Here is a 25,574-nt window from a genome sequence, read left to right on the forward strand (position 1 = left end):
TCAGAGGAGCACCCGACCACCATGCCCACCTGGCGCACCACCCTGACGGCGGCCGGCATCCGCGACCCCCGGCTGCGCGCCGACTTCACGTACGCCGCGCGCCGGGTCATGCGCCGGGAGCCCGCCCCCTACCTGACGCTGCGCCTGCTCGCCGCGCCGGAACTGGTGCCGTGGATGACCGCCGGGGTCGGCTTCATGAACCTCGTCGACGACACCGCCGAGACGGGCACCCCCCGGCAGCGGGCGGACGGCCTGGCCGCGCTCGCCGAGCGGGTGGGGGAGGCGCTGCGGACCGGCGGCGGCCCGGACCCGCTGCTGCGGGCCTACGCGCACGCCGTCGCTGTCCGCGGCCTGCCCGAGCGCTGGCTGTCCCGCTTCCTGGAGGGCGCCGCCGGCGCCGAGGCCTGCTTCGACGGCTTCGACACCGAGGAGGACTTCCAGGCCTACCTCGACGCCTACGCCTGGCCGGGGCTGCTGGCCTTCACCGGGCTCCAGTACCCCGGCGGCCCGGACGGGGAGCAGGCCGCCGGGTGGCGCCGGTTCGTCGATGCCGCCCAGCGCGTCGACTTCCTCGCCGACCTCGCCGGGGACCTGGCCGAGGGCCGCCTCTGTCTGCCGCGGGCCGCTCTCGCCGAGCACTCCGTGACCCGCGAGGACCTCGAACAGGCCCGCGACACCCCGGCCGTGCGGGCCCTGCTGGCCGCGCAGGCGCGCCGGGCCCGGACCGCCCTGGAGGCCGCGGACGGCATCGCCGACCTGGCGGAGCCGGGCCTGCGGCCGGTCGTCGCGGCCATGGCGGAGATGATGGGCCACCAGCTGGCGGCGGTGGAGCGGGCCGGGGCGGGGGCGCTGCGGCGCGACGTCGGCTACGGGGTGGCCGCCCCGGTACGGACGCTGCTGCGGGCCCGGGCCGGGGCCCGCCGCGGGGCCCCGGCCGCATCGGGGGCTAGTACGGCCCGTTGACGTTGTCGATGGAGCCGTAGCGGGCGGCCGCGTAGTTGCAGGCGGCGGTGATGTTCGCGACCGGGTCGTAGGAGTCGGTCGAGGTGCCGGGCACGTGGTAGGCGCGGAACGTCGGGTCGATGACCTGGAGCAGGCCCTTGGAGGGAATGCCGTTGCGGGCGTTGATGTCCCAGTTGTTGATGGCCCGCGGGTTGCCCGAGGACTCGCGCATGATGTTGCGGTGGATGCCGTGGTAGGTGCCGGGGATACCGTGCTTGGCCATCACGGCGAGCGATTCGCGGATCCAGCCGTCGAGGTTGTCCGGGTACGAGGCGGCGGGCTTGGCCGCCGCGGCCTTCGCGGCCGCCGCCTTGGCGGGCGTGCCGAGGGAGAGCTTCAGGCCGGGTCGGATGACCTCGGGATTGCTGCCGATGGCGCTCCGGTTCGCCTCGTACAGGGCCTTCCAGCCGCCGGACACGGAATGCTGTGCGGCGATCTTCGTAAGGGTGTCGCCGACGGTCACGGAATACGTTGCGGGGGCTGCTGCCTTTTCCACCGCCGGCGTGGCGGCGGGCAGTGCCGCCGCGGTCGCGGCGGGCACCGCGGCCGGCTGGGCGACGACCGCGCCGGCGGTGGTCGCGCCGATCAGCGGGAGGGCGAGGGCCGCGCCGCCGGTGCCGGCGGCGGCCAGCTTGCGGACGGCGGGGCGCTGCTTCGGGCGGCGGTGCTTACCCGTTCCGGGCATGGCGGAATTCCTCACGTGCGGGTGCGGGGGGAGCCCTGGCGGATGCCGGAATCGGTAGCTGCCCGCCGGGAACGACGTGAAGGTAGGCGAGTCCGCCGGGGCGGAACAAGGCTCCGCATCACGCACGTGATCCATTGACCGCTTTGGGTGCGGTAAACGACCTTGGAGGGGATCTCCGGGAATGCCGGATTTCCTTTCGGGGAAAAGGGAATCGCACCTCCGCGGGAAATGATGTTGCAGAGTCCGGAGTGACTGACATCACGGTTTGCAGGGCGGTGGGAGCAAAACGGACAAAATGTTAGTTCGATGGCCCGATAAGGGCATCCAGCCCGTTCTTTGCCAACCGCCCACGGTGGGCGCATTCCGGCGCGCCCGCCGTGAATCCGCGCCCCGCGCGTGACGTCAGAGCGCGGCGAGCCGGTCCAGTGCCTCCGCGACCGGCCGCCGGCTCGCCGGCAGCAGCGGAAGGCGCACGTCCGGAGTGGGGATCCGGCCCTGTGCGTGCAGCACCCCCTTCACCACCGCCGGATTCGGCTCCCGGAAGAGCGCCGCGGCCAGTGCGGCCAGGCGGTGGCCCAGCTCCCTGGCCCGTACCGCGTCCCCCTCGCGCCAGGCGGCCGCAAGCTCGGCGTACCGCGCCGTCGCCAGGTGTGCGGACGCGAGGATCCCGCCGGCCGCGCCGAGCGCGAGCATCGGGGAGGCGAACACGTCGTCGCCGGCGAGCACCGCGAAACGCTCCGGCAGGTCCGCCATCAGTGCCACCGTCTCCTGGTCGATCCCGCCGTTCGCGTACTTCACCCCGGCCACCCCCGGCAGCCCGCCGAGCGCCCGCAGCGCCTCCGCGTCCAGCTGCTGCCCGGTGCGGTAGGGGATGTGGTAGACGACCAGCGGGACCGGGCTCGCCTCGGCGAGCCGGGTGAAGTGGGCGAGCACGCCCGCCGCGCCGGGCCGTACGAACGGCGGCACCGCGACCAGCGCCGCCCGTGCCTCCGGCCACCGCGCGAGCCGGCCCAGCTCCTCCTCCGCGGCGCGCGTGCCGCCGGACCCCGCGCCGACGGTCAGCACCGCGCCCCGCTCCCGGCACACCCGGGCGCAGACGCCGGCGACGAGGTCGCGCTCCGCCGCGTCCAGGGCAGCCGCCTCCGCCGTGGTGCCCAGGGCGACGATCCCGTCGGCGCCCTCGTCGAGGACCCGGTAGGCGAGCGCCTCCAGCGCGTCGGCCGCGATGCCGCCGGCGGCCGTGAAGGGGGTGATGAGCGGGACGTGGATCCCGCCCAGGGAGAGGTCCGCGAGCTGCGCGCCGGCCTGTGGGTCGGACAAGTCCCGTGCGTTCTGTGCGTGGTGTGCCATGCAGACGAGCTTCGCCCGCACCGGCCCGCAGATCCAGTTCGCATTCCTTACCGGAACCGTAAGCTGATCCGATGCTCGACGTACGACGCCTGCGCCTGCTGCGCGAACTCGCCCGCCGCGGAACCATCGCGGCCGTCGCCGAGGCCCTCTCCTTCAGCCCTTCGGCGGTCTCCCAGCAGCTGGGCGTCCTCGAACGCGAGGCCGGCCTGCCGCTGCTCGAACGCACCGGCCGCACCGTCCGCCTCACCCCGGCCGGCCGGAACCTCGTCCGGCATGCCGAAGCCGTCCTCGAACGGCTGGAGGAGGCGGCCGCCGACCTGGCGGAGGCGCGCAGCGGCCTTGCGGGAGCCCTGCGCATCGGCGCCTTCCCCACGGCGACCAGGGCCATCGTCCCCGCCGCCCTCGTCGCCCTGGCCCGGCACCACCCGCGGCTGGAGCCCATGGTGACCGAGACGGACCCGGCGGCAGTCGCGCACGCCCTGCGCGCCGGAGACCTCGATGTCGCCCTCGTCCACGAGTACGACTTCGTCCCCGCGCCCCGGGAGCCGGGGATCTCCACCGAGCCCCTCTACCGGGAGGCCATGTACCTGGCCGCGCCCGCCGCCGGCCCGCAGCTGCCCCCGGCCGCGCGGCCGCACGGCCCCGAGGGGCCCGATCCGGCCGGCGGCCCCGGACCGGCGGACCAGAGCGCCGCACTGCGGGCCCATGCCGACGCCCCCTGGATCACCGCCACCCCCGGCACTCTCTGCCACACCATGGCCGTACGGGCCTGCGAGGCGGCCGGGTTCACCCCGCGCGTGCGGCACCTGGTCGACGAGTTCCCCACCGTCCTCGCGCTCGTCGCCGCCGGGCAGGGGGTCGCCGTCGTCCCCGGCCTGGGCCTGCACGGGCACGCGGACCCCGCCGTCGCCCTCACCCGGCTGCGCATGGAGCGCCGTACGAAGCTGGCGTTCCGCAGCGGGTCCGCCGGCCATCCGGCCGTGGCCGCCTTCGGGGAGGCGCTTCGCGCCGCGCTGCCGCCGGAACCGGCCACGGCGGACGGCGGCCCGTGATGCAACTCCCCTCCGGGCCCCGCCCCGTGTACGTTCGGTGATCCAGACGGATCCGAGCAGAGCGGGGTAGGACGTGACGCATCGCGTACGAGGGATCATCGCGCGGAGCAAGGGCGCACCGGTGGAGTCGGCGACGATCCTCGTACCGGACCCGGGGCCGGGCGAGGCGCTGGTCCGGGTCCAGGCGTGCGGGGTCTGCCACACCGACCTGCACTACCGCGAGGGCGGCATCAACGACGAGTTCCCCTTCCTCCTCGGCCACGAGGCGGCGGGCACCGTCGAGGCGGTCGGCCCCGACGTCACCTCGGTCGCCCCCGGGGACTTCGTCGTCCTCAACTGGCGTGCCGTGTGCGGCACCTGCCGGGCCTGTCGGCGCGGCCGCCCCTGGTACTGCTTCGCCACGCACAACGCCGCGCAGCCCATGACGCTGGAGGACGGCACCCCGCTGTCTCCGGCGCTCGGCATCGGCGCGTTCGCCGAGAAGACCCTGGTCGCCGCGGGCCAGTGCACCAAGGTCGACCCGGCGGCCTCGCCGGCCGCGGCGGGGCTGCTGGGCTGCGGGGTGATGGCCGGCCTCGGCGCGGCCCTGAACACCGGCGGCGTCGGCCGGGGCGACTCGGTGGCCGTCATCGGCTGCGGGGGAGTGGGCAGCGCGGCCGTTGCCGGGGCCCGGCTGGCGGGCGCGGCCCGGATCATCGCCGTGGACCTGGACGACCGCAAGCTCGAACTGGCCCGCGGGCTGGGCGCCACCCACACCGTGAACGGGCGCACCGAGGACGTGGTCAAGGCCGTGCAGGAACTCACCGGCGGCCACGGCGCGGACGTCGTCATCGACGCGGTCGGCCGCCCCGAGACCTACCGGCAGGCCTTCTACGCCCGCGACCTCGCCGGCACCGTGGTCCTCGTCGGCGTCCCCACCCCCGAGATGACGCTGGAACTGCCCCTGCTGGACGTCTTCGGCCGCGGCGGCGCCCTCAAGTCCTCGTGGTACGGGGACTGCCTCCCCGAACGGGACTTCCCCGTCCTGATCGACCTGTACCTGCAGGGCCGGCTCGACCTGGACGCGTTCGTCTCGGAGACCATCTCCCTCGACGGGGTCGAGGACGCCTTCGCCCGCATGGAGCGCGGCGAAGTCCTGCGCTCGGTCGTCGAGTTCTGACGCCGGTCGGCCGGCCGGCCGGGGCGGGGGCCGAGGACCGGCAACGGTCCGCGGCCCCCGCCCTCCCCGACCCCGCCGGCCAGGCGGACCCCGCGTGGTGGAGGTGTCCTGCGCTGGAAGGGCGCGGACGCCCGGCGGCGCACCTGACGGCAGCCAGCTTCGACTCCCCTTTCCTGCCGGTGCGTTCGCATAGGGTGCGCAGCATGAACACGCAGACCGGACAGCCCGCACCCCTGGAGCCCATGCCCACCGACTGGACGCGCGCCCTCGCGGTCGTCGCCCACCCGGACGACCTGGAGTACGGCGGCGCCGCGGCCATCGCCGACTGGACGGACGGCGGCCGCGAGGTCGCCTACCTGCTGGCCTCGCGAGGCGAGGCGGGCATCAGCACCCTCGCGCCCGACGAGTGCGCCCCGCTGCGGGAGGCGGAGCAGCGGGCGAGCGCGGCCGTGGTCGGCGTCTCCACCGTCGAGTTCCTCGACTACCGCGACGGCGTCATCGAGTACGGCCTGGACCTGCGCCGGGACATCGCCGCGGCCATCCGCCGGCACCGACCCGAACTGCTGATCACGCTCAACCACCGCGACACCTGGGGCGGCAGGGACGGCGGGGGCTTCTGGAACACCCCCGACCACAAGGCGGTCGGCCGGGCGACCCTGGACGCCGCCGCCGACGCCGGCAACCGGTGGATCTTCCCCGAGCTCACCGAGCAGGGCCTGGAGCCCTGGGACGGCGTGCGCTGGATCGCCGTCGCCGGATCCCCGCAGGCGACCCACGCCGCCGACGCCACGGCAGGCATGGAGCGGTCCATCGCCTCGCTGATGGAGCACAAGGCGTACATCGAGGCCCTGACCGACCAGGACCCGGAGGAGTACTGCCGCGGGTTCCTCACCGGCTTCGCCGAGCAGGCCGCGGCCCGCTTCGGAGGCCGCCCGGCCGTCGCCTTCGAGCTCTTCTCCCGCTGACCCGTCCCCCGCCCGAGGCGCCGCCCCGCCGGTCCGGGGGCGGCGCCCCGACGGGACGCGCGGTTCCCAGATGGCCAAGCAACCGCTTAGTATGCCGCGGGATGCGGTTCCCCCGACGGCGGCTGGAGGCCCCGGATGCAGGCATGGCGAGTCCACACCACCGGCGAACCCCGCGTGGCCATGCGCCTCGAAGAGGTCCCCGAACCGGCGCCCGGCGAGGGCGAGGTGAGGCTGCGCGTCCTCGCGGCCGCCGTCAACTTCCCCGACGCCCTGCTCGTACGGGGCCAGTACCAGATCCGCCCCCCGCTGCCCTTCACCCCCGGCGTCGAGGTCTGCGCGGAAACGGAGGACGGCCGGCGCGTCATCGCCAACCCCGCCCTCCCGCACGGCGGCCTCGCCGAGTACGCCACCGCCCCCGCCGCAGCCCTGCTGCCCGCCCCGGACGGCCTCGACGACGCCGAGGCCGCCGCCCTCCACATCGGCTACCAGACCGGCTGGTTCGGCCTCCACCGCCGGGCCCGCCTCCAGGCGGGCGAGACGCTGCTCGTCCACGCCGCCGCCGGAGGCGTCGGCAGCGCCGCCGTCCAACTAGGCAAGGCCGCCGGCGCCACCGTCATCGGCGTCGTCGGAGGCAAGGCCAAGGCGCGCACCGCCGAGGAGCTCGGCTGCGACCTGGTGGTCGACCGCACCGCCGAGGACATCGCGGCCCGCGTCAAGGAGTTCACCGCAGGCCGCGGCGCCGACGTCGTCTACGACCCGGTCGGCGGGGACGCCTACACCGCCTCCACGAAGTGCATCGCCTTCGAGGGCCGGATCGTCGTCGTCGGCTTCGCCGGGGGGACCGTCCCCGCCCCCGCCCTGGGCCACGTCCTCGTCAAGAACTACTCCGTCCTGGGCCTGCACTGGGGCCTCTACGCCCTCCGGGACCCGGCGGCCGTCCGCGCCTGCCACGCCGAACTCACCCGCCTCGCCGCCACCGGAGCCGTCAGACCGCTGGTCAGCGAACGCCTCCCGCTCGCGGCCGCCGCCGACGCGGTCCAGCGCGTCGCCGACGGCACGACCACCGGCCGGCTCGTCGTCCTCCCCGCCCGGGACGGGGGCACCCGGCCGTGACCACCGCCGACGCCCTCCGCACCCGGGTCCGCGACCTGCTTGCCGCACACCCGCCCGCCACCACCGGCCGCACCGCCTTCCTGCAGGCACGCTTCGACGCCGGACTCGCCTGGGTCCACTACCCCGAAGGCCTCGGCGGGCTGGGCGCGCCCCGTTCCCTCCAGGCCGCCGTCGACGCCGAACTCGCCGCCGCCGGGGCCCCGGACAACGACCCGCGCCGCATCGGCATCGGCCTCGGGATGGCCGCGCCGACGATCCTCGCGCACGGCACCGCGGAGCAGAAACAGCGCTTCCTGCGCCCCCTGTGGACCGGCGAGGAGGTCTGGTGCCAGCTGTTCAGCGAACCGGGCGCCGGCTCCGACCTCGCTGCCCTCGGCACCCGCGCCGTCCTCGACGAGGCCGCCGGCGAGTGGATCGTCGACGGGCAGAAGGTGTGGACGTCCAGCGCCCACACCGCCCGCTGGGGCATCCTCCTCGCCCGCACCGACCCCGGACTGCCCAAGCACCGGGGCATCAGCTTCTTCGTGTGCGACATGCACGCCCCCGGCGTCGAGGTCCGGCCGCTGCGCCAGATCACCGGCGAGGCCGAGTTCAACGAGGTGTTCCTCACCGGCGTCCGCATCCCCGACGCCCACCGGATCGGCGACGCGGGGCAGGGCTGGGAGGTCGCCCGGACCACGCTGATGAACGAGCGCGTCTCCATCGGCGGCATGCGCATCCCCCGCGAAGGCGGCATGATCGGCCGCCTCGCCGAGGCCTGGCGCGAGCGGCCCGACCGGCGCACCCACGCCCACCACCAGCGCCTCCTCGGCCTGTGGGTGGAGGCGGAGGTCGCCCGGCTGGCCGCCGAGCGGCTGCGGCAGCAGCTCGCCGCCGGACAGCCCGGACCGGAGGGCTCCGGGATGAAGCTGACCTTCGCCCGCCTCAACCAGGAGATCAGCGGCCTGGAGGTGGAGTTCCTCGGCGAGGACGGCCTCTCCTACGGCGACTGGGAGATGACCCGCCCCGACACCGTCGACTTCACCGGCCGCGACGCCGGCTACCGCTACCTGCGGGCCAAGGGCAACAGCATCGAAGGCGGCACCAGCGAGATCCTGCTGAACATCGTCGCCGAACGCGTCCTCGGCCTGCCCGCCGAACCGCGCGACGACAAGGACGTCCCCTGGAAGGACCTGGCCCGATGACCGCTCCCGGCGCCGCCCCCGACCTGCGGTACTCCGACACCGAGGAGGAGCTGCGCTCCGCCGTGCGCGCGCTCCTCGCCGCCCGCTGCACCCCCGCCTCCGTCCTCGCCCGCGCCGAGGGGGGCCGCCCCCACGACCCCGCCCTGTGGCAGACCCTGGCCGCCGGCATCGGCACGGCCGGCCTGCTCGTCCCGGAGGAGCTCGGCGGCCAGGGCGCAGGCCCCCGCGAGGCCGCCGTCGTCCTGGAGGAACTCGGACGGGCCGCCGCCCCCGCCCCCTACCTGGCGCACGCCGTGCTCTCCGCCGTGGTCCTCCTCCACTGCGACCCGGCCGCGGCGGCCCCGCACCTGGCGGAACTGGCCGCGGGCCGGCGTGTGTACGTCCCCGCCCTGCCGCTGACGCAGGCGCCCGGGGCCCCGCTTCCGCCGCCGGTCCGCGACACCGGGAGCGGGACCCTCACCGGGCGCGCCACCTCGATCGCGGACGCCGTCGCCGCCGACGTGCTGCTGGTCCTCGCGGACACCGGCCTGTACGCCGTCGAGGCCTCCGGGGTGCGGCTCACCGCCCGCACCCCGCTCGATCTGACCCGCCCCCTCGCCGACGCCGACCTCCGGCAGGCCGCCGCCACACGGCTCGCCGGCCCCGAGACCGGCCGCGCCGCCGTGCAGAGGGCCCTGCTGTGCGGGGCGGGCCTGCTCGCCTCCGAGCAGGTCGGGATCGCCGAATGGTGCCTCGACCGGACGGTGGCGTACCTGCGGACCCGGCACCAGTTCAACCGGCCCGTCGGCTCCTTCCAGGCAGTCAAACACCGGCTGGCCCGGCTGTGGCTCGACACCGCGGCGGCCCGCGCCGCCGCCCGGGCCGCGGCCGACGCGCTGGCGGCGGACGCCCCCGACGCACCGCTCACCGTCGCCGTGGCGCAGGCGTACTGCTCCGGCGTCGCGGTGCGGGCCGCCGAGGAGTGCGTACAACTGCACGGCGGCATCGGCATGACGTGGGAGCACCCGGCGCACCTCTACCTCAAACGCGCCAAGGCAGACTCACTGGCCCTCGGCACAGCGGGCCACCACCACACCGCCGTCGCCGACCTCGCCGACCTGCCCGCCCCCTGACCGGGGGGGCCGGGGCGGACCCGGTCCGCCCCAGGCCCGGCCTCGGCCCCGCGAGGCCCGGTTCCTATCCTCGGGCCATGACCTCACTCGTCTCACCCGTCACCGCCGCCGAGTTGGCGGCCCACCGCGACGAACTGGCCGACCTGCTCGTCGCGGTGGTCCGCGAAGGCTCCTCCCTCGGCTTCCTCACCGGCCTCGACCACGCCGCCGCAGCCGCCTGGTGGGAGACCCTGCTGCCCTCCCTCCGCGACGGCACCCTGGCCCTGTGGGTGTCCCGCCCCGCGGAAGGGGCGCCGGTCGACGGCACCGTCGCCTGGGCCCGCGAGACCAAACCCAACGGCCGCCACCGCGCCGAACTGCGCAAGCTGATGGTCCACCCCGCCGCCCGCGGCCGCGGCACCGCCCGGGCCCTGCTCGCCGAAGCCGAGGACGCCGCCGCCCGGGCCGGCGTCAGGCTGCTCTTCCTCGACACCGAGACCGGCAGCGGCGCCGAGCACCTCTACCGGGCCGCCGGCTGGACCGAGGCCGGGACCATCCCCGACTACGCCGCCGACCCCGACGGCCGCCTGCACCCCACCACCCTCTACTACAAGCACCCGTCCCCCCGGCCCAGGTGACCTCCCCCGCCGTGCGGCGTTAGACCCCGTAGCCCCACCACCGAGCGAGGGAGAGAACGCATGCACGCCGCATCCGCCGGCGCACCACCGACCCGTCGCGCGGTCCTGCGCGCGGCCTTCACCGCGGCGGTCCTCGCCGGGACCGCCGCGGCCCTGGCGCCCGTCCTGCGCGCCCGCCGCCCCCGGCAGACCGTCAGCCCCGCGCCGCTCGCGGAGGAGACCTACCGCGGCCGGCACATCCAGGTCACCGCGGCCGGGGTCCGCATCGACGGCCGGCCCCTGCACGTGATGCGCCGCGCCGACGGCAGCTACCTGAGCGGGATCAACCACTTCCAGTCGTACGGGACCCCGCTGGAGCTCGCCCGCGCCGCCGTCGACGAGCTCGGCACGACGCAGCTTGCCCTCGCTGCCCCGCACCACGGCTGACGCACGGAAGGCGAGGAGCCCTGCGTTGTACACCCGGCAGAACCAGCGGAACCTGACCAGCAGCCAGAAGCGGCGGTTCACCGCCGCCGTGCTGGAGCTCAAGCGGACCGGCGCGTACGACGAGCTGGTGCGCATGCACGACAGGTACTTCGTGCCCGACCGCGGCAGCAAGCTCCGCGTCGGCCACATGTCCCCGTCCTTCTTCCCCTGGCACCGGCGCTACCTGCTGGAGTTCGAGCGGCTCCTGCGGGGCGTCGACCCGGGCGTGAGCATCCCGTACTGGGACTGGACCACGGACAACAGCCCCGCCTCCTCCCTGTGGGCGGAGGACTTCCTCGGCGGCACCGGCCGCGAGGGCGACCGCCAGGTCACGACCGGCCCGTACGCCCACCGGTCGGGCAACTGGGAGATCAAGGTCGGCTTCACCGAGGCCCGCTTCCTCACCCGCAACCTGGGCCGGCCGCAGAACCCGATCACCCTGCCCACCCGGGCGGAACTCCAGTGGGCCCTGGACGACCCGGTGTACGACACCGCGCCCTGGAACTCCACGGCCCGCGAGGGCGGGTTCCGCAACAAGCTGGAGGGCTGGGCCGCTCCCAGGTCCGAGCGCTGGCGCAACCACAACAAGGTGCACCAGTGGATCGGCGGGCACATGACGGGCGGCACCGCGCCCAACGACCCCGCGTTCTGGCTGCACCACGCCTTCGTCGACCTGCTCTGGGACCGCTGGCAGCGGCAGCACCCGCGGTCCGGCTACCTGCCGGCCGCGCCGCTGCAGCCGGGCGACCTCCAGCGGGGCCGCGTGATCTCCCTGGACGAGCCCATGCCCCCGTGGAACGTGACACCGCGCGAGATGCTGGACCACCGGCAGCTCTACCGCTACGAATGACCGCACCGACGCGAGGAGGCCCCCGCCGAAACGGCGGGGGCCTCCAGCGGCCGGATCAACCGGCCGGACGGCCGGTCAGTGGCCGTAGCCCTCGGTGTGCTGCTCGCCACCGGACTGGTTGATGCAGGTGTTGCCGAACGCCGGGTTCAGCAGGGCGATGACGTTCACCGTGTTCCCGCACACGTTGACCGGGACGTGAACCGGAACCTGGATGAGGTTGCCGGACAGGACACCGGGGGAGCCGACCGCCGCACCGTGCGCTCCGGCATCGGCGACGGCCAGCCCGGCACCGGCGGCCAGGGCGCTACCGGCGGCAGCGGTGACGGCGACTGCCTTCGCGATACGCGACATCAAGATCTCCTCGTGAGGTGTGGGCGCCGCAGGGGACTGCGGCATTCGACATGGCGTACAACGCGGCCGGGGCCCCGTGGTCACGGCCGCTGGGCCGTCGCGGTGACATCGAAGCGGACGGAGTCGAAGTACGGCGTGATCTGGCCGCCGGCACCGGGCCGCAGGACCTCGACCGGCGTGCCCGCGCAGCCCGGCCGGGGGTAGAGGTACGCGGTCCCCGAGGTGTTGTTGGTGACGCCGCGGGCCCCGCCGCCCCGGGCCTCCACACAGCCCTCGGGAGCCGTCAGGCCGTGGACCCGGTCGTCCCGGCCGACGTACTGGAAGTCCGGCTGTCCGGCGGCGGCCAGCGCCGGAGCCCCGGCGGCGAGCAGCAGCAGGGGGGCCGGGGCGCAGGCCCGGACGAGGGAGCGGGCGGGGCGGGCGGTGATCGGCCCGCGCGGGAAGGGCATGGATGGCATGCCGGTCCAACCCGGTCCGGCCCCGGCCGGGTCACGCCTTGTCACCCCCTGTACGGGTGTGCGACCGTGCCCCGGAGGGCGCACGGCCGACGCCCGGACGCGGACCGGCCGACCCGGGACGGCGCCCGCGCCGGTTCGACGAGAGGGACGCCATGAGCACTGCGGGCGCCACCACCCGCCCCCGGGCCGCCACCGCCTGCGGCGCCGTCGAAGGCCGCCACGGGCCCGGCGGCACCGCCGCCTTCCTCGGCATCCCCTATGCCGCGCCGCCCGTCGGGATCCTGCGGTTCGCCGCGCCCCGGCCGCCGCGGCCCTGGAGGGGCGTCCGCGACGCCGGCGCGTACGGCCCGACCGCCCCGAAGGCCCCCTACTCGCCGACCTTCGCCGCGCTCCTCGCCGACCCGGTCGTCCCCGGCGACGACTGCCTCAACCTCAACGTCTGGACGCCCTCCCCTGACCCCGGGGCGAAGCTGCCCGTCATGGTGTGGCTGCACGGCGGGGCCCTGACCCGCGGCTCCTCCGCCGTCCCCGTCTACGACGGCACCGCCTTCGCCCGCGACGGCGTCGTCCTCGTCTCCGCGAACTACCGGCTGGGCGTCCTCGGCTACGGGCTGTTCCCCGACGCCCCGGCCAACCGCGGCCTCCTCGACCAGATCGCCGCCCTCGCCTGGGTCGCGGAGAACATCGAGGCCTTCGGCGGCGACCCGGCCCGCGTCACCGTCTTCGGCCAGTCCGCCGGAGCCATCAGCACCGGCGCCCTGCTCGCCGCGCCCCCGGCCGCCGGACTGTTCGCGCAGGCCGCCCTGCAGAGCGGCGCCCCCGAGGTCCTCCCACGCGAGCGGGTACGGGCCCTCGTCCGGCGCATGGCCGCCCTGCTCAGGGTGCCCGCGACGGCCGCCGCCTTCGCTGCCGTGCCCCTGCCCGGGCTGCTCGCCGCGCAGGAGGCCGCCTCCCGCCGCTCAGGCCCGCTCGCCGGCGGCCCCGCCCTCGGCCTCGTCGCCGACCCGGCCACCCTGCCCGAGGACCCCCTGCCGGCCGCGGCCCGCTCCGGCGTCCCCCTCCTGCTCGGCTGGACCAGCGACGAGTACCGGCTGTGGCTGGCGCCCACCGGCGCCATGCGCCTGCTGGACCGCCTGGGGCCGCTCGCCGTCGCGCTGGCCCGGGCCCGCAGCGGCAAGGACCGCGCCGCCCTGCGGACGCTGCGCACCGCCCTGCCCGGGGCGAGCCCCGCCGCGTACGCCGGCCAGCTGCTGACCGACCACCGGCTGCGCGACCCGCTGCGCCGGCTCGCCGGGGCGCCCCGCCCGGCGCCGTCCTTCGTGTACGAGTTCGCCTGGCAGTCCGGCATCCCCGGCCTCGGCGCCTGCCACGCCCTCGAACTGGGCTTCGTCTTCGACACCCTCGCGGTGCCGGAGGCGTCCTGGCTGGCCGGGCCGGACGCCCCCCAGGAGCTCGCCGACCGGATGCACGCCGCCTGGGTCCGCTTCGCCCGCACCGGCGACCCCGGCTGGCCCGCCTGGGACGGCGGCGGCCCGCCGACGGTGTTCGGCGGGCCGGGGCGGGAGCGGGAGGGGGACCCGGCGCCTACTCCACCGGTCCTTCCATGACCTTGCTGATGAACTGGATCGGACCTTCGCCCATGCTCGGGACGTAGGTCTTCGCGTTGTGCTTCCCGTTCGGGATCACCCGCATGCTGGTGTGGACGGGGCCCTTGCCGTAGGTCGCGATCCACTTCTCGACATCCGGCAGCGTCTTCTTGTTGTTCTCGCTGTCGCCCACCTGGAACGCCAGGTAGACGTCCGGGCCCTTCCTGTCGATCAGGCCCCTGGCCAGCACGCCCGGGTCGTTCGCGGCCTTCTCCTGGTCGTGCCCCTTCCACAGCGGGGAGTCGGGCACCACGTCCGGGCCGGAGCAGATCGCGGCCTTGAACCTGTCCGGGTGCTTCAGGACCGCCTTCAGGCTCGCGAAGCCGCCGGTGGAGGAGCCCATGAACGCCCAGCCGTCACGGGATCGGACCGTGCGGAAATTCGCCTTCATCAGGTCCGGGACGTCCTCGGTGAGCCATGTCCCCATCCTGGGCTGGCCGGGTATGTCGGAGCCGTCCCAGTAGATGCCCTTCTCGTCCCCGGAGGGGTTGAGCACCGGCATGGCCAGCAGGAACGGCTTGCTCCTGCCCTCGGCGGACCACTTCGCGATGCTCGTCTGGAGGCCCAGGTCGGTGCCCATCCAGTAGTTGTTCGGGTAGCCGGCGCCGCCCGGGAGGGCGATCAGCACGGGGAAGCCGCTCCTGGCGTACTTGGGGTCGTCGTACTCCTTGGGCGCCCACACCCAGACCTTGCCCTTGAAGCCCGACTTCTTGCCGTCCAGGGTGGTCACGGCAACGTGCGTGCCGTCGGGCAGCGTCATCGCATTCTTGAAATCGGCCGCCGGGCCGGTCGGCATCAGGGCCTTCGAGCCGGCGTTCTGCGCGCCGCCCGCCTGCCCTGCGCCGCCGCGGGCGGGGGCGCCGAAGGAGACGCTCTTCCCCTTGTCGGTGAAGGGGGGTATCTCGAAGTGGTACATGGCGCCGGAGGCGATGCCGGCGAGGGCCAGGACGGCGGCACCGACGGCGAGCCACCGCCGGCCGCGGCGCGGCCGGCGGCCGGGTTCCGGTTCCGGTTCGGGGTCCGCGTATCGCGGGTACTGGCCGTCGGGTGAGTACGACATGTGCGGTGGCTCTCCGGCTTGTGCTGCCCCGTCGGGGGTCGGTCATCGCGTTCTGACCGAAGGATGATCGTATGGCTCGGCCAGTTCCGGTTTTTTCCAGTTCTTGGGCCGGCCTGGGGCTGAGCCTTGCCGAACGAGCCGCCCCCGGCCGCACGGGCGGCCGGGGGCGGGAGCCGTCCTGCAGGAGCGTTACGCCGGAACGAGCGCCCTGCGCCTGCGCCGCCGCGGGGCCCGCGCCGAGAGCCGCAGCTCGATGACCGCCCGCACGGCCGGCCACTCCTCGTCGAGGACCGAGTAGAACGCGGTGCTGCGCACCGCCCCGTCGAGGCCGCGCGAATGCGCCCGGCGGACGCCCTCGGGCGTGAACCCGAGCCGTTCCATCGCCGCCCGCGAGCGCACGTTGCGGGCGTCCGCGCGCAGCGAGATCCGCCGTACGCCCCAGGTCTCGAAGGCGTGGCGCAGCATGAGCAGCTTCGCCTCGGTGTTGATGCCCGTGCCCTGGGCGCCGGGGGACAGCCAGGTGTTGCCGATCTCCGCGGCGTCGGGGATCGCCGTCAGCGGATCCCCGAAGGGGACGCCCGGCACCGCGGGCCACACCAGCGGCCCCTGCCAGTAGTCCAGGTCGAGGAACCGGGTGGAGCCGACGACGAGGCCGTCCGAGGCTCTGACCACCGCGAACGGGAGCGATCGGCCGGCCGCCTGATCGGCGAGGGCGCGGTCGATGTACTCGTGGGACGCCTGCACACCGTGGGGTACGGGGGTGAAGGCGTAAGTCGTACGATCCTCGGCCCCTGCCAGGGCCAAGGCCTCGGCGTGGTGCGGGGCGAGGGGCTCGAGCCGCACGGTGCGGCCGGCGAGGAGTACGGGTACGGGCACGGAGCCTTCGGTCCTTCTGGGCGGTGGGGTGGTTGCACAGTCTGCGCGCCTGGAGTCACCCCCCGCGCAAAACGCGGGTGAAAGGCAACGGGCTGTCAGGTGAAGCGCGAGTGCCTCAATGTAGCTCCTCGGAGTGCTCTCATGAACCCCCAAAATGGCAACGCCGCGGCCATGTTTTCCGGCGTGTCCGCGCCGCGCGCCCGCAAGGCTCTGACCTGCGGCGATGTACCAAGATCGAGGGCGGTCCGGTGTGATGTGCCGCGCCGCCCGCCCGGTCGGCCGGGCCGCGCTCCCCGGCCGGTCCCGCCGCACGCCCGCGCGGGCTCCCGCCGGCTCCCGCGAGCCGGCGCGCAACGAGCCCTCCCCGGCCTGCGGAACGGCGGTCCGGGGCCCCGATTGGCCCGCCGAAAGCATGGTCGATTGGCCTCCTCGGGCGGGCCATCCCGCTGCTGCAATGAGGTGGTGACACCACGCATCCTGCCCCCGCCCGGCATTCCGCGCCGCCTTGCGGCCGCCCAGCTGGCCAACTCGGTCGGTGACGGCGCCTACTACGTCTGCTCGGCTCTGTTCTTCACCGTGGTGGTCGGTCTGCCGCCCGCCCGGATCGGCCTGGGCCTGACCCTCGCCTGGGCGGTCGGCTCGGTCGCCGGCGTCCCGCTGGGGGCGCTCGCCGACCGGCGGGGGCCGCGCGGCACCTCCGTGCTGCTGGCCGCGGCCACCGCCGCGGGCGTCGCCTCCTTCCTGTTCGTCCGCTCGTACAGCGCCTTCCTGGTCGCCGCCGTCTGCTACGCCACCGCGCAGTGCGGGCTGGCGGCCGCCCGGCAGGCCCTGCTCGCCGGGCTCGTCCCCGCAGGGGAGCGGACGCGGGTGATGGCACACCTCCAGTCGGTCCTCAATGCCGGGCTCGCGGTCGGGGCCGCGCTCGGCGGGATCGCCCTCGCCGCCAGCACGGAGCGGGCCTACCTGGCGGTGTTCGCGCTGGACGCGCTGGGCTTCCTCGTGTGCGCTGCGGTGCTGCTGCGGCTGCCCGCACCGGCGGCGGCGCCGCGCCGCGGGGCGGGGGAGCCGCGGCCGGCGGTGCTGCGGGACCGGCCGTACGCGGTGGCCGCCCTGCTGAACGCCGTCCTGCTCCTGCGGATGCCGCTGCTGAGCCTCGCGGTCCCGCTGTGGACCGTCGAGCGGACCAGCGCCCCCGGCTGGCTGGTTTCTGTGCTGTTCGTGCTCAACACCGGCGCCGTCATGCTGTTCCAGGTGCGCAGGGCCGAACCGGTGTCCGACCTGGCCGCCGCGGCCCGCGCCGTGCGGCTCTCCGGCCTGGGCGCGGCCGCATCCTGCGCCGTGTTCGCCCTGTCCGGGTCGGCCGGGCCCGCGTGGGCGGCCGCGGCGCTGCTCGTGGCGGGCGCCGCGCTCCAGGCCGACGCGGAGATGCGGCAGTCCGCCGGCTCCTGGCAGATCGGCTTCTCCCTCGCGCCTGCGGACCGGATCGGCCGGTACCAGGGGTTCTTCGGGACCGGTGTGCCCCTCGCCCGGTCCGCGGGCCCCGTGGTCGTGACCTCCCTGGTCCTGCTCTGGGGCGTCCCCGGCTGGTTCCTGCTGGGCGGGCTGCTCCTGGCGGCCTCGTACGCGATGGGCCCGGTGGTCCGGTGGGCGGAGCGCAGCCGTCCGGGCGCGGGGCGGGCGGCGCCTGCGACCGGTGCGCCGGCGGCGGGCGGGACGGGCCCTGCGGGTGCGCCGGTCGCGCCCTGAGATCATCTGCGGCATGGAGATGGACGACGTACTGCGCCGGCTGGCGGCCGTGGGGCCGTTCTTCACGGTGTCCGGCGGGGCGCGGCCGCCCGCGGAGGGGTTCCGGCCGCTGGCCGGGCTCTACGGGGAGCGGCTCGGCCCGTACGTGGCCGAGGTCGGCCGGCGCATCGGCAGCGGGCCCGGCCGCGTGGCCGCGTCGACCGCCCAGTTCGGGATCGCCTCGCGGCTGTGGTCCCTCGGCCTGGGGTGCGCCGTCCTGGGAGGCCGGGTTCCGGACCTGGGGCCGGACCGGCTGTGGTGGCGGGTCCCCGAGGGCGGATCGCTGGAGCTGTGGCTGCCCGCGCCCGGCGAGGGGGCCCGGCCGGCCGCGGACCTCGGGCCGGCCGTTCTGGCGCACCTGGAGGTCCTGGATGCGGCGCTGCGGGAGCGGTACCGGATCTCGCCGCAGGTGCTGCGCGGGAACACGGCGTCCGGGCTGGTCGGGGCGGTGCGGGTGCTGCTCGGCCGGGTGCCGGACGGCGGTCCGGCCACGGCGCTGGCGGCCGGGCTGCTGGCCGACGGCGGCGCACTCGGCGGGACGGGCGCCTTCGTCCACGAGGAGGGGCTCGGGGTGGCCTTCGTGCGGCGCAGCTGCTGCCTGTACTACCGGACGCAGGGCGGCGGCCTGTGCGGGGACTGCGTGCTGCGGACCCGGTAGGGGCGGCGGCCGCCGGAGACGGGTGCGGGCCGCCAGGGGGCGGTTGCCCGCACCCTGGTGGCCCGCTGCGGCGTGGCGGTACGTCCGAAGGCTCAGAAGGTGAGGTTCCAGGCGTCGATCCGGCCGGTGTCGCCGCGGTAGTTGTCGTTCACCCGCAGCTTCCAGGTGCCGGCGGCCGCCTCGGAGGAGGCGTTGACGGTGTACACGGTGTCGATGTTGTCGGCGCTGCCGCCGGCGCGGTTGTGCAGCGTGTAGATGCTGCCGTCCGGTGCGATCAGGTCGACCTTCAGGTCGCCGATGTAGGTGTGGACGATCTTCACGCCCACCTTGAGGGTGGCGGGGGCGTTGCCGGTGACACCGGTGACGGTGATCGGGCTCTCGACGGTGGTGTGGTCGCCGATGGCGAAGTCGCCGAGGTTCTCGAAGAACCTGCCGGGCGGCGGGGTGGCGCCGACCGCCTTCAGCGCGTCGACCTGGCCCTCGCCGAAGAAGCCGTTGTTGGCGGTGGTGCCGGTGCAGCGGCTGTCCGACGGGCAGGCGATGTCGTTGGCCTGGAGGGCCAGCTTCTCGCGGATCTGCGCGGGGGTGATGCCGGGGTTGGTGCTGGCGATCAGCGCGGCGACGCCGGCCACGTGCGGCGAGGCCATCGAGGTGCCGCTCATGGAGGCGTACTTGCCGCCGGGGACCGTGGAGTAGACGTTGCTGCCCGGGGCGGAGACGTCGATGATGCCGCGGCCGAAGTTGGAGAAGGACGCCTTGGTGGTGCCCTCGCCGTTGGCGGCGACCGTCACGACGCCCGGCAGCTCGGTCGGGATGTCGAGGCAGGCGTTGGTGATGGTGCGGGTCACCGGGGTGGAGTCGTTCGGGCTGGCGGTGTCGACCGTCTTGTTGGCGAGGTCGTAGTTCTCGTTGCCCGCTGCGGCGACCTGGAGCGAGCCCTTGCGCTCGGCGTACTCCTGGGCGCGCCGGACGCCCTCGATGATGGCGGCCTGGTCGGCGTTGTCCGGGCAGTTGAACTGCCACGGGTCCGTGTAATAGCTGTTGTTGGTGACCTTGAAGCCGTGGTCGCCGGACCACATGAAGCCGCAGATCGTGTTCTCGGGGAAGAACAGCGAGGAGCCCGGCTCCGCGATGCGGACGGAGGAGATCTTCACGCCCGGGGCCACGCCGACGACGCCCTTGCCGTTCTTGGCGGCGGCGACCGTGCCGGCGACGTGCGTGCCGTGGTTGCCGACGTCGCGCCAGGCGCCGGCGCGGGTGTCGGGCTTGCCGTACGCGCAGGAGACCGAGTCGGCGGCGTTGAAGTTCGGCGCCAGGTCCTGGTGCTGGTCGTCGACGCCGGTGTCGAGGATGCCGACCTTGACCGAGGCCGAGCCGGTGGTGACGGCCCAGGCCTGGTCCGCCTTGATCTGGCTCATGTCGGCGCGGACCGGCTCGCCGGTCGGGGTCGTCGACTGCGACGGGTTGGCGGGCAGCGCCGGGTTGTAGGCGTCGGCCGGGACGTCCGAGGTGCGGGTGGCGCCGACCTGCTGGACGCCGGTGACGCCGCGCATCGCGCCGGCGAAGTTCGCCGACGCCGAGTGGGCGACGATGACGCCGATGGCGGCGTAGTCCGAGAAGACGGTGCCGCCGTTCGCGGCGACTGCCGCGCGGACGGACGGGTTGTCACCGGGAGCGGTGATCACGAGGTAGGCGCGGGTGCCGGCAGCCCAGGTCGCACTCTGGGAAGCCGGGGCCGCGGCAGGGGCCTTGGCGGCGGCGAACGGGGCGGCCGGCACGACCGGCAGGGTGCCGGCGAGGGCCGAGGGAGCTCCGAAGGCGAGCGCCGCGCCGAGGGTGGCCGCCAGAACGAGGGTACGTCGGGGTCGGCTGGATATGTGGGGTATCAATGCGTCCTCCGAGGACCCGGTGGTGCGGATCGCAGTTACCGGGCCGTACGAAACGAGTGGTGGACGCAAGATGTCAGACGCGTGCCCCCGGGCGGAAGTAAGTTTCAGCACAGCCGACTTGCCCGGCTGGTGGCCGAAAATGATCGGTGGGGGGCCGGTCGAGCCGGCCGGGCTGGGCACCGTGGGGGCGAGCCCTGCCCGGCCGGCTCGCGGCCGGCGCACCGTCTATGCCGGTACGCCCGTCTTGTCGCCGGCCGAGGGGGCGGGCACGGCGGGGGCCTCCGTGCCGTGGCCGTCGTCGGTCAGCGTGGTCTCGTCGAAGGCGAGTTGCCCGGCGAGGACTTCGCGGGCCCGCTCGCGGTCGAACTCCTTGGTCCAGGTGCCGATCAGCACGGTCGCCACCGCGTTGCCCGCGAAGTTGGTCAGGGCCCGCGCCTCGCTCATGAAGCGGTCGATGCCCACGATCAGGCCGACGCCGTCGACCAGTTCCGGCCGGTGCGACTGCAGTCCGCCCGCCAGCGTCGCCAGTCCGGCCCCGGTCACGCCGGCCGCGCCCTTGGAAGCCACGATCATGAACAGCAGCAGGGAGACCTGCTCGCCGAGGGCGAGCGGCTCGCCCATCGCCTCCGCGACGAACAGGGAGGCCATCGTCAGGTAGATGGCGGTCCCGTCCAGGTTGAAGGAGTAGCCCGTGGGCACCGTGATGCCGACGACCGGCTTCGACACGCCCAGGTGCTCCATCTTCGCGATCAGCCGCGGCAGCGCCGACTCCGAGGAGGACGTCGACAGGATGAGCAGGAACTCCCGGCCGAGGTAGCGCAGCAGCCCGAAGACGCTGATGCCGGTGCACAGCCGCAGCAGGCCGCCGAGCACGACGAAGACGAACAGCAGGCAGGTCGTGTAGAAGCCGATCATGATGACGGCCAGCGACTTCAGTGCGTCGATGCCGGTCGCCCCGACCACCGCGGCGATCGCGCCGAACGCACCCACCGGCGCCACCCACATGATCATCGCCAGGATCCGGAATACCAGCTTCTGGACATGGCCGATGCCGCGGAGCACCGGCTCGCCCGCCGCGCCCATGGCCTGGAGCGCGAACCCGCACAACAGGGCCACCAGCAGCGTCTGGAGCACCTCCCCGCCGGTGAAGGCGGACACCAGCGTCGTCGGCACGATGCCGAGCAGGAACTCCTGGGTGCTCTCCGCCCCGCCCGCCTTCGCCTGCGCCTCGCCGGCGTGCCGGACCGCCTCCGTCAGCTGCAGGCCGCTGCCGGGCTCCAGCAGGTTCCCGACGACCAGCCCGATCGCCAGGGCGACCGTCGACATGGCCGTGAAGTAGCCGAGGGCGAGGCCGCCCACGGCCCCCACCTTCGCCGCCTTGCGCACCGACCCGATACCGAGCACGATCGTGCAGAAGATCACCGGTGAGATCATCATCTTGATGAGGTTCACGAAGCCGGTGCCCAGCGGCTTCAGCTCGACGGCCGCGCTCGGGGCGGCGAAGCCGACGGCGATGCCGAGCAGCACCGCCGCTATCACGGCGATGTACAGGTAGTGGGTCTTGTCGCGTCTGGCGGCCACGTTCGCCTCCTGGTGGTGAAAGTCGTCCCGCCAGACCATCGCCCACCCCTGTGACCCCGGTCACCCTTGCGTTCATTGAGTTCACGGGCCGGTGCACACTGAGCGCCATGTTCCGGTTCCCCCGCCCGCCGCGCAGCCTCGCCGGCCAGCTGTTCGCCATGCAGGTGCTGCTGGTCGCCGTGGTGGTCGCGGGCTGCGCGGTCTTCGCCTACGCCACGGCACACGGCCAGGCAGAGGATGCCGCACGGCGCCAGGCCGGGGCCGTCGCCCGCGCCGTCGCCGACTCGCCGTCCGTCCTGGAGGCGGTACGCCGGGCCGGCCGCGGCACCGACCCCTCGGCCGCGCTCCAGCCGTACGCGGAGCGGGTGCGCGCCGACTCCGGCGTCGACTTCGTGACGATCATGGCCCCCGACGGGCGCCGCTGGACCCACCGCAACCCGCAGCGCATAGGCGAGCCGTTCATGGGCAACACCGCGCCCGCCCTGCGCGGCGAGACCTTCAGCGAGACGTACACCGGCACGCTCGGCCCCTCGATCCGCGTGGTCACCCCGCTTGCGGACGACGGCCGGATCGTCGGCCTGGTCGCCGCGGGCATCACGGTCCGCGCCGTCAGCGACCGGCTCGCCGCCCAGCTGTCCGCCCTGGCCTGGGTCGCCGCCGGCGCGCTCGGCCTCGGCGCGGTCGGCACGTACGTCGTCAACGCCCGGCTGCGCCGGCACACGCACGGCATGAACGCCGCCGAGCTCAGCCGCGTGTACGACTACCACCAGGCGGCCCTGCACGCCGTCCGGGAAGGGCTGCTGATGCTCGACGGGCGCCGCCGGATCACCCTGATCAACGACGCCGCCCGGGAACTGCTCGGCCTGTCCGCAGACGTCCGCGGCACCGCCGTCGCCGACCTGGGGCTGCCCCCGCCGCTGACGGGGGCCCTGCTCGCGGACCGGCCGCGCGTGGACGAGGTGCACCTGACGGCGGAGCGGGTGCTGGTCGTCAACAGCTCGCCCGTCGCCGGCGGCGGCCGCCGCGGCACCGTGGTGACCCTCCGCGACCATACCGAACTCCAGTCGCTGACTGGTGAGTTGGACCGGGAACGCGGGTTCACGCAGGCCCTTCGCGGACAGGCACACGAGGCGGCCAACCGCCTGCACACCGTCGTCTCCCTGATCGAGCTCGGCCGCGCGGACGAGGCCGTGGAGTTCGCCACGGCCGAGCTGGAGCTGGCGCAGGCCCTCACCGACGAGGTGGTCACCGCGGTCGGCGAACCGGTCCTGGTGGCGCTGCTGCTCGGCAAGGCGGCGCAGGCGCACGAGCGGGGGGTGGAGCTGGTGGTCACCCCGGACAGCCGCGCCTTCGGGGGGACGGGAACCGGAGCGCCCGGCGGCGGGCGCCCGGCCGGCGGGCCGCCCGGCGTCCCGCCCCGCGACCTCGTCACCGTCCTCGGCAATCTCGTCGACAACGCCGTCGACGCCCTGACCGGCGTACCCGGCGCCCGCATCGAGGTCACGGTGCGCCCCGACGGCGACTCGCTCCTGCTCCGCGTCGCCGACAACGGCCCCGGGCTCCCGGAGGGCGCCGCCGCCGACGTGTTCCGGCACGGCTGGTCGGGCAAGGGGGAGGGGCGGGGCCTCGGGCTCGCCCTGGTCCGGCAGGTCGCCCACCGGCACGGCGGGACCGCCGAGGCCGCCGGATCCCCGGGCGGCGGAGCCCGGTTCACCGTACGACTGCCGATACGGAAGGAGCAGCCGGCATGACCGCGAGCGGACCGGCCGAGGGCCCCCGCGCCGGGGCGGCTGCGGGGCGCCCGGCCGAGGTGCGGGTCCTGGTGGTCGAGGACGACCCCGTCGCCGCCGACGCGCATGCGCTGTACGTCGGCAGGGTGCCGGGCTTCACCGCCGTCGGCACCGCCCACTCCCTGGCCGAGGCCACCCGGGTCCTGGAGCGGACCCGCGTCGACCTGCTGCTGCTCGACCTGGGCCTGCCCGACGGCCACGGGCTGCGCTTCGCGCGCGGACTGCGCGCCGCGGGGCATCCGGTCGACGTGATCGCGGTGACCTCGGCGCGGGACCTGGCGGTGGTCCGCGAGAGCGTCTCGCTGGGTGTCGTCCAGTACGTGCTGAAGCCGTTCGCCTTCCCGACGCTGCGCGAACGGCTGCTGCGGTACGCCGAGTTCCGCTCGACGGCGGGGGAGGCGGCCGGCCAGGACGACGTGGACCGGGCGCTCGCCGCCCTGCGCACCCCGCTCCCCGCCGAGCTGCCCAAGGGGCTCAGCGCGCCGACCCTGGACCGGGTCGCCGCGCTGCTGCGGGCGGCCCCCGAGGGCATGACCGCGGCCGGGGCGGCGGGGGCGGCGGGGATCTCGCGGATCACGGCCCGCCGCTACCTGGAGCACCTGGTGGACACCGGCCGCGCCGACCGCACCCCCCGGTACGGCCAGGTGGGCCGCCCCGAGCTGCACTACCGCTGGCTCGCCGCGGCGGCCGGTTCGGTGTCGAAGGTGTAGAACTTCCGGTGGTCCAGCATGTCCGCCGGAGTGACGTCGTTCCACGGCCGCATGGTGTCGTTCAGGTCCACCACGTTGGACGTGCCGGCGGCGGGCAGGTACGTCGACTGCGGGTGGCGGGCCTGCCATTCGGCCCACAGCTTGTCGACGAAGGCGTGGTGCATCCAGAACACCGGGTCGTTGGGGGAGACGCCGGTGGCCATCTGCCCGCCGACCCAGACGTGCACCCTGTTGTGCAGGTTGGCGCCGCGCCAGCCCTCCAGGTGGTTGCGGAAGCCGTTCGAGGCGCTGTTCCACGGGGCCATGTCGTACACCGGCATGGCCAGGACCGCGTCGACCTCGGCCTTGGTGGGCAGCTCGGCGACGCTCGCGCCGAGGGAGCGGCGCAGGTACGCGCGGCCGTCGACGCGCACGTTGACCGGGAACTTGCCGGCGGAGTACGCGAACGGGCCGTCCATGACCTGGCCGTCGCGGGCGCGGCCGGTGCCGCCCAGGAAGTCCGCGGCCCAGAGGGAGGAGCGGGAGGTCCGGTCGGCGGTCCAGTCCCAGTACGGGAGCGCCACCGAGGCGTCGGCCTTCTGCAGCTCGGCCTCGAACTCCAGCAGGAACCGGCGGTGCCAGGGCAGGAAGGAGGGGGAGCGGTGGCCGACGCGGTCGCCGGAGTCGGTGTCGCTCATGATGAAGCCGTTGTGCGTGGTGACGAACCGGTCGTAGACGCCGGTGCGCTTCAGTTCCAGCACCGCGTTCGTGAACGCGCGCTTCTCCTCGGAGGTTAGCGAGGCCTGGTTCTTGCGGACGGTCATGCCGTGCCTCCCATGGGCGAGAACGGGGCGAGGACGGCGCCCTGGAGTTCGCGCACGGCGGCGCGGGCGAGCGACAGCGGGTCGGCGAAGGTCTCGTAGTGGTTGACCACGCTGATCCAGGTGCCGTCGGCGTTGCGCATGACGTGCAGTTCGCGGCCGTCTATGCGGACGGTGGGCAGGCCCGAGTGGCCGCCCCCGTGGTGCCCGCCGTGGTGCCCGCCGGAGGCGGAGGCGGGGGTGATGCGGATGCGGCGGCCCTGGTACACCTCGTCGACCGTGCCGGAGCGGGTGGCGGCGGCGCGGGAGTCGGTGGCGGCCGCGTGCGCGGTGGCGCCGGCTATGCCGAGGGCGGCGAGAGCGCCGGCGGTGGTGCCCATGGCCTGCCGGCGAGTGATCTTGTTCATGGGCCGAAG

At 74.9% G+C, this 25,574-nt stretch carries 25 protein-coding genes; 15 read left to right on the forward strand and 10 right to left on the reverse strand.

All coding sequences use genetic code 11. From position 1 onward, the window contains the following. Window positions 1-21: 21 nt before the first annotated feature. Window positions 22-963: a squalene/phytoene synthase family protein gene (locus C0216_RS13470; protein ID WP_114055509.1), complete on the forward strand. Its 942-nt coding sequence runs from the start codon at window positions 22-24 to the stop codon at window positions 961-963. Here C0216_RS13470 and C0216_RS13475 read toward each other — a convergent pair. After that, a complete protein-coding gene (locus C0216_RS13475) occupies window positions 947-1,687 on the reverse strand; it encodes a LysM peptidoglycan-binding domain-containing protein (protein ID WP_114055510.1) in 741 nt (246 codons plus the stop codon). The genes C0216_RS13470 and C0216_RS13475 overlap by 17 nt on opposite strands. A 402-nt stretch (window positions 1,688-2,089) precedes the next feature. Then, window positions 2,090-3,007, reverse strand: a complete 918-nt coding sequence (locus tag C0216_RS13480) for a dihydrodipicolinate synthase family protein (protein WP_246042526.1) — start codon at window positions 3,005-3,007, stop codon at window positions 2,090-2,092. A 101-nt stretch (window positions 3,008-3,108) separates the two neighbouring features. Here C0216_RS13480 and C0216_RS13485 point away from each other — a divergent pair, with 101 nt between their 5' ends. From C0216_RS13485 to C0216_RS13525, 9 genes are all read left to right on the forward strand, one after another. After that, on the forward strand, window positions 3,109-4,089 hold the full coding sequence (locus C0216_RS13485) for a LysR family transcriptional regulator (protein ID WP_114055511.1): 981 nt from the start codon (window positions 3,109-3,111) through the stop codon (window positions 4,087-4,089). Between the two features lie 73 nt (window positions 4,090-4,162). Next, on the forward strand, window positions 4,163-5,248 hold the full coding sequence (locus tag C0216_RS13490; RefSeq protein WP_174250391.1) for an S-(hydroxymethyl)mycothiol dehydrogenase: 1,086 nt from the start codon (window positions 4,163-4,165) through the stop codon (window positions 5,246-5,248). A gap of 203 nt (window positions 5,249-5,451) precedes the next feature. Continuing rightward, complete coding sequence (locus C0216_RS13495) at window positions 5,452-6,213, forward strand: PIG-L deacetylase family protein (RefSeq protein ID WP_114055512.1); 762 nt, start codon at window positions 5,452-5,454, stop codon at window positions 6,211-6,213. 135 nt (window positions 6,214-6,348) lie between these two features. Next, window positions 6,349-7,326 (forward strand): NADPH:quinone oxidoreductase family protein, encoded by a 978-nt coding sequence (locus C0216_RS13500; RefSeq protein ID WP_114055513.1) that lies wholly within the window; start codon window positions 6,349-6,351, stop codon window positions 7,324-7,326. Then, entirely contained in the window at window positions 7,323-8,510 is a 1,188-nt protein-coding gene (locus C0216_RS13505; protein WP_114055514.1) for an acyl-CoA dehydrogenase family protein, read from the forward strand. Before C0216_RS13500 ends, C0216_RS13505 begins: the two co-directional genes overlap by 4 nt. Continuing rightward, entirely contained in the window at window positions 8,507-9,622 is a 1,116-nt protein-coding gene (locus tag C0216_RS13510; RefSeq protein WP_114055515.1) for an acyl-CoA dehydrogenase family protein, read from the forward strand. The genes C0216_RS13505 and C0216_RS13510 overlap by 4 nt, the downstream gene beginning before the upstream one ends. 77 nt (window positions 9,623-9,699) lie before the next feature. After that, a complete protein-coding gene (locus C0216_RS13515; RefSeq protein WP_114055516.1) occupies window positions 9,700-10,239 on the forward strand; it encodes a GNAT family N-acetyltransferase in 540 nt (179 codons plus the stop codon). A gap of 60 nt (window positions 10,240-10,299) precedes the next feature. Then, the gene (locus tag C0216_RS13520) at window positions 10,300-10,665 is read left to right on the forward strand and encodes a tyrosinase family oxidase copper chaperone (protein ID WP_114055517.1); all 366 of its coding nucleotides are present in this window, start codon (window positions 10,300-10,302) and stop codon (window positions 10,663-10,665) included. 25 nt (window positions 10,666-10,690) lie between these two features. After that, entirely contained in the window at window positions 10,691-11,554 is an 864-nt protein-coding gene (locus tag C0216_RS13525; RefSeq protein ID WP_114055518.1) for a tyrosinase family protein, read from the forward strand. Between the two features lie 75 nt (window positions 11,555-11,629). Here C0216_RS13525 and C0216_RS13530 read toward each other — a convergent pair whose 3' ends face one another. Together C0216_RS13530 and C0216_RS13535 are read right to left on the reverse strand one after the other, a co-directional pair. Further along, on the reverse strand, window positions 11,630-11,905 hold the full coding sequence (locus C0216_RS13530; RefSeq protein ID WP_114055519.1) for a chaplin: 276 nt from the start codon (window positions 11,903-11,905) through the stop codon (window positions 11,630-11,632). Between the two features lie 80 nt (window positions 11,906-11,985). Next, window positions 11,986-12,354 (reverse strand): hypothetical protein, encoded by a 369-nt coding sequence (locus tag C0216_RS13535; RefSeq protein WP_114055520.1) that lies wholly within the window; start codon window positions 12,352-12,354, stop codon window positions 11,986-11,988. Window positions 12,355-12,515: 161 nt separating this feature from the next. On the opposite strand from C0216_RS13535, the gene C0216_RS13540 reads away from it, so the two are divergent. Then, on the forward strand, window positions 12,516-13,970 hold the full coding sequence (locus C0216_RS13540) for a carboxylesterase/lipase family protein (RefSeq protein ID WP_114055521.1): 1,455 nt from the start codon (window positions 12,516-12,518) through the stop codon (window positions 13,968-13,970). On the opposite strand, the gene C0216_RS13545 is transcribed toward C0216_RS13540, so the two are convergent. Both C0216_RS13545 and C0216_RS13550 read right to left on the reverse strand, forming a co-directional pair. Next, a complete protein-coding gene (locus C0216_RS13545) occupies window positions 13,948-15,069 on the reverse strand; it encodes an alpha/beta hydrolase (RefSeq protein WP_114055522.1) in 1,122 nt (373 codons plus the stop codon). The two genes, C0216_RS13540 and C0216_RS13545, sit on opposite strands and share 23 nt — an antisense overlap. Before the next feature lie 189 nt (window positions 15,070-15,258). Continuing rightward, complete coding sequence (locus tag C0216_RS13550) at window positions 15,259-15,945, reverse strand: GNAT family N-acetyltransferase (RefSeq protein ID WP_114055523.1); 687 nt, start codon at window positions 15,943-15,945, stop codon at window positions 15,259-15,261. Between the two features lie 462 nt (window positions 15,946-16,407). On the opposite strand from C0216_RS13550, the gene C0216_RS13555 reads away from it, so the two are divergent. Further along, complete coding sequence (locus tag C0216_RS13555; protein ID WP_246042527.1) at window positions 16,408-17,691, forward strand: MFS transporter; 1,284 nt, start codon at window positions 16,408-16,410, stop codon at window positions 17,689-17,691. 13 nt (window positions 17,692-17,704) lie between these two features. Then, entirely contained in the window at window positions 17,705-18,388 is a 684-nt protein-coding gene (locus tag C0216_RS13560; protein WP_114058652.1) for a (2Fe-2S)-binding protein, read from the forward strand. Between the two features lie 92 nt (window positions 18,389-18,480). Here C0216_RS13560 and C0216_RS13565 read toward each other — a convergent pair whose 3' ends face one another. Next, window positions 18,481-20,277, reverse strand: coding sequence for a S8 family peptidase (locus C0216_RS13565; protein WP_174250392.1), 1,797 nt, complete (start codon window positions 20,275-20,277; stop codon window positions 18,481-18,483). A gap of 225 nt (window positions 20,278-20,502) precedes the next feature. Beyond that, window positions 20,503-21,897, reverse strand: a complete 1,395-nt coding sequence (locus C0216_RS13570) for a cation:dicarboxylate symporter family transporter (protein ID WP_114055525.1) — start codon at window positions 21,895-21,897, stop codon at window positions 20,503-20,505. A 68-nt stretch (window positions 21,898-21,965) separates the two neighbouring features. Between C0216_RS13570 and C0216_RS13575 the strand changes: the two genes are divergently transcribed. Both C0216_RS13575 and C0216_RS13580 read left to right on the forward strand, forming a co-directional pair. After that, window positions 21,966-23,609 carry a sensor histidine kinase gene (locus tag C0216_RS13575; protein WP_114055526.1) on the forward strand — a complete coding sequence of 548 codons (1,644 nt, stop codon included), beginning with the start codon at window positions 21,966-21,968 and terminating at the stop codon, window positions 23,607-23,609. Beyond that, a complete protein-coding gene (locus C0216_RS13580; RefSeq protein WP_114055527.1) occupies window positions 23,606-24,358 on the forward strand; it encodes a response regulator in 753 nt (250 codons plus the stop codon). The genes C0216_RS13575 and C0216_RS13580 overlap by 4 nt, the downstream gene beginning before the upstream one ends. Here the strand turns inward: C0216_RS13580 and melC2 are convergent. Further along, window positions 24,313-25,161: a tyrosinase MelC2 gene (gene melC2 / locus C0216_RS13585; RefSeq protein WP_114055528.1), complete on the reverse strand. Its 849-nt coding sequence runs from the start codon at window positions 25,159-25,161 to the stop codon at window positions 24,313-24,315. The two genes, C0216_RS13580 and melC2, sit on opposite strands and share 46 nt — an antisense overlap. Then, complete coding sequence (melC1, locus tag C0216_RS13590; protein WP_114055529.1) at window positions 25,158-25,565, reverse strand: apotyrosinase chaperone MelC1; 408 nt, start codon at window positions 25,563-25,565, stop codon at window positions 25,158-25,160. Before melC1 ends, melC2 begins: the two co-directional genes overlap by 4 nt. Window positions 25,566-25,574: the final 9 nt, after the last annotated feature.

Origin of the sequence: Streptomyces globosus, assembly GCF_003325375.1 — a bacterium.
Taxonomy (GTDB): domain Bacteria; phylum Actinomycetota; class Actinomycetes; order Streptomycetales; family Streptomycetaceae; genus Streptomyces; species Streptomyces globosus_A.

What these genes read in the sequence shown, in the direction of transcription:
- C0216_RS13470 (WP_114055509.1), top strand. Translation starts at nt 22, where the DNA reads ATGCCCACCTGGCGCACCACCCTGACGGCGGCCGGCATCCGCGACCCC.
- C0216_RS13475 (WP_114055510.1), bottom strand. Translation starts at nt 1,687, where the DNA reads ATGCCCGGAACGGGTAAGCACCGCCGCCCGAAGCAGCGCCCCGCCGTC.
- C0216_RS13485 (WP_114055511.1), top strand. Translation starts at nt 3,109, where the DNA reads ATGCTCGACGTACGACGCCTGCGCCTGCTGCGCGAACTCGCCCGCCGC.
- C0216_RS13495 (WP_114055512.1), top strand. Translation starts at nt 5,452, where the DNA reads ATGAACACGCAGACCGGACAGCCCGCACCCCTGGAGCCCATGCCCACC.
- C0216_RS13500 (WP_114055513.1), top strand. Translation starts at nt 6,349, where the DNA reads ATGCAGGCATGGCGAGTCCACACCACCGGCGAACCCCGCGTGGCCATG.
- C0216_RS13510 (WP_114055515.1), top strand. Translation starts at nt 8,507, where the DNA reads ATGACCGCTCCCGGCGCCGCCCCCGACCTGCGGTACTCCGACACCGAG.
- C0216_RS13515 (WP_114055516.1), top strand. Translation starts at nt 9,700, where the DNA reads ATGACCTCACTCGTCTCACCCGTCACCGCCGCCGAGTTGGCGGCCCAC.
- C0216_RS13520 (WP_114055517.1), top strand. Translation starts at nt 10,300, where the DNA reads ATGCACGCCGCATCCGCCGGCGCACCACCGACCCGTCGCGCGGTCCTG.
- C0216_RS13530 (WP_114055519.1), bottom strand. Translation starts at nt 11,905, where the DNA reads ATGTCGCGTATCGCGAAGGCAGTCGCCGTCACCGCTGCCGCCGGTAGC.
- C0216_RS13535 (WP_114055520.1), bottom strand. Translation starts at nt 12,354, where the DNA reads ATGCCCTTCCCGCGCGGGCCGATCACCGCCCGCCCCGCCCGCTCCCTC.
- C0216_RS13540 (WP_114055521.1), top strand. Translation starts at nt 12,516, where the DNA reads ATGAGCACTGCGGGCGCCACCACCCGCCCCCGGGCCGCCACCGCCTGC.
- C0216_RS13545 (WP_114055522.1), bottom strand. Translation starts at nt 15,069, where the DNA reads ATGTCGTACTCACCCGACGGCCAGTACCCGCGATACGCGGACCCCGAA.
- C0216_RS13560 (WP_114058652.1), top strand. Translation starts at nt 17,705, where the DNA reads ATGGAGATGGACGACGTACTGCGCCGGCTGGCGGCCGTGGGGCCGTTC.
- C0216_RS13570 (WP_114055525.1), bottom strand. Translation starts at nt 21,897, where the DNA reads ATGGTCTGGCGGGACGACTTTCACCACCAGGAGGCGAACGTGGCCGCC.
- C0216_RS13575 (WP_114055526.1), top strand. Translation starts at nt 21,966, where the DNA reads ATGTTCCGGTTCCCCCGCCCGCCGCGCAGCCTCGCCGGCCAGCTGTTC.
- C0216_RS13580 (WP_114055527.1), top strand. Translation starts at nt 23,606, where the DNA reads ATGACCGCGAGCGGACCGGCCGAGGGCCCCCGCGCCGGGGCGGCTGCG.
- melC2 (WP_114055528.1), bottom strand. Translation starts at nt 25,161, where the DNA reads ATGACCGTCCGCAAGAACCAGGCCTCGCTAACCTCCGAGGAGAAGCGC.
- melC1 (WP_114055529.1), bottom strand. Translation starts at nt 25,565, where the DNA reads ATGAACAAGATCACTCGCCGGCAGGCCATGGGCACCACCGCCGGCGCT.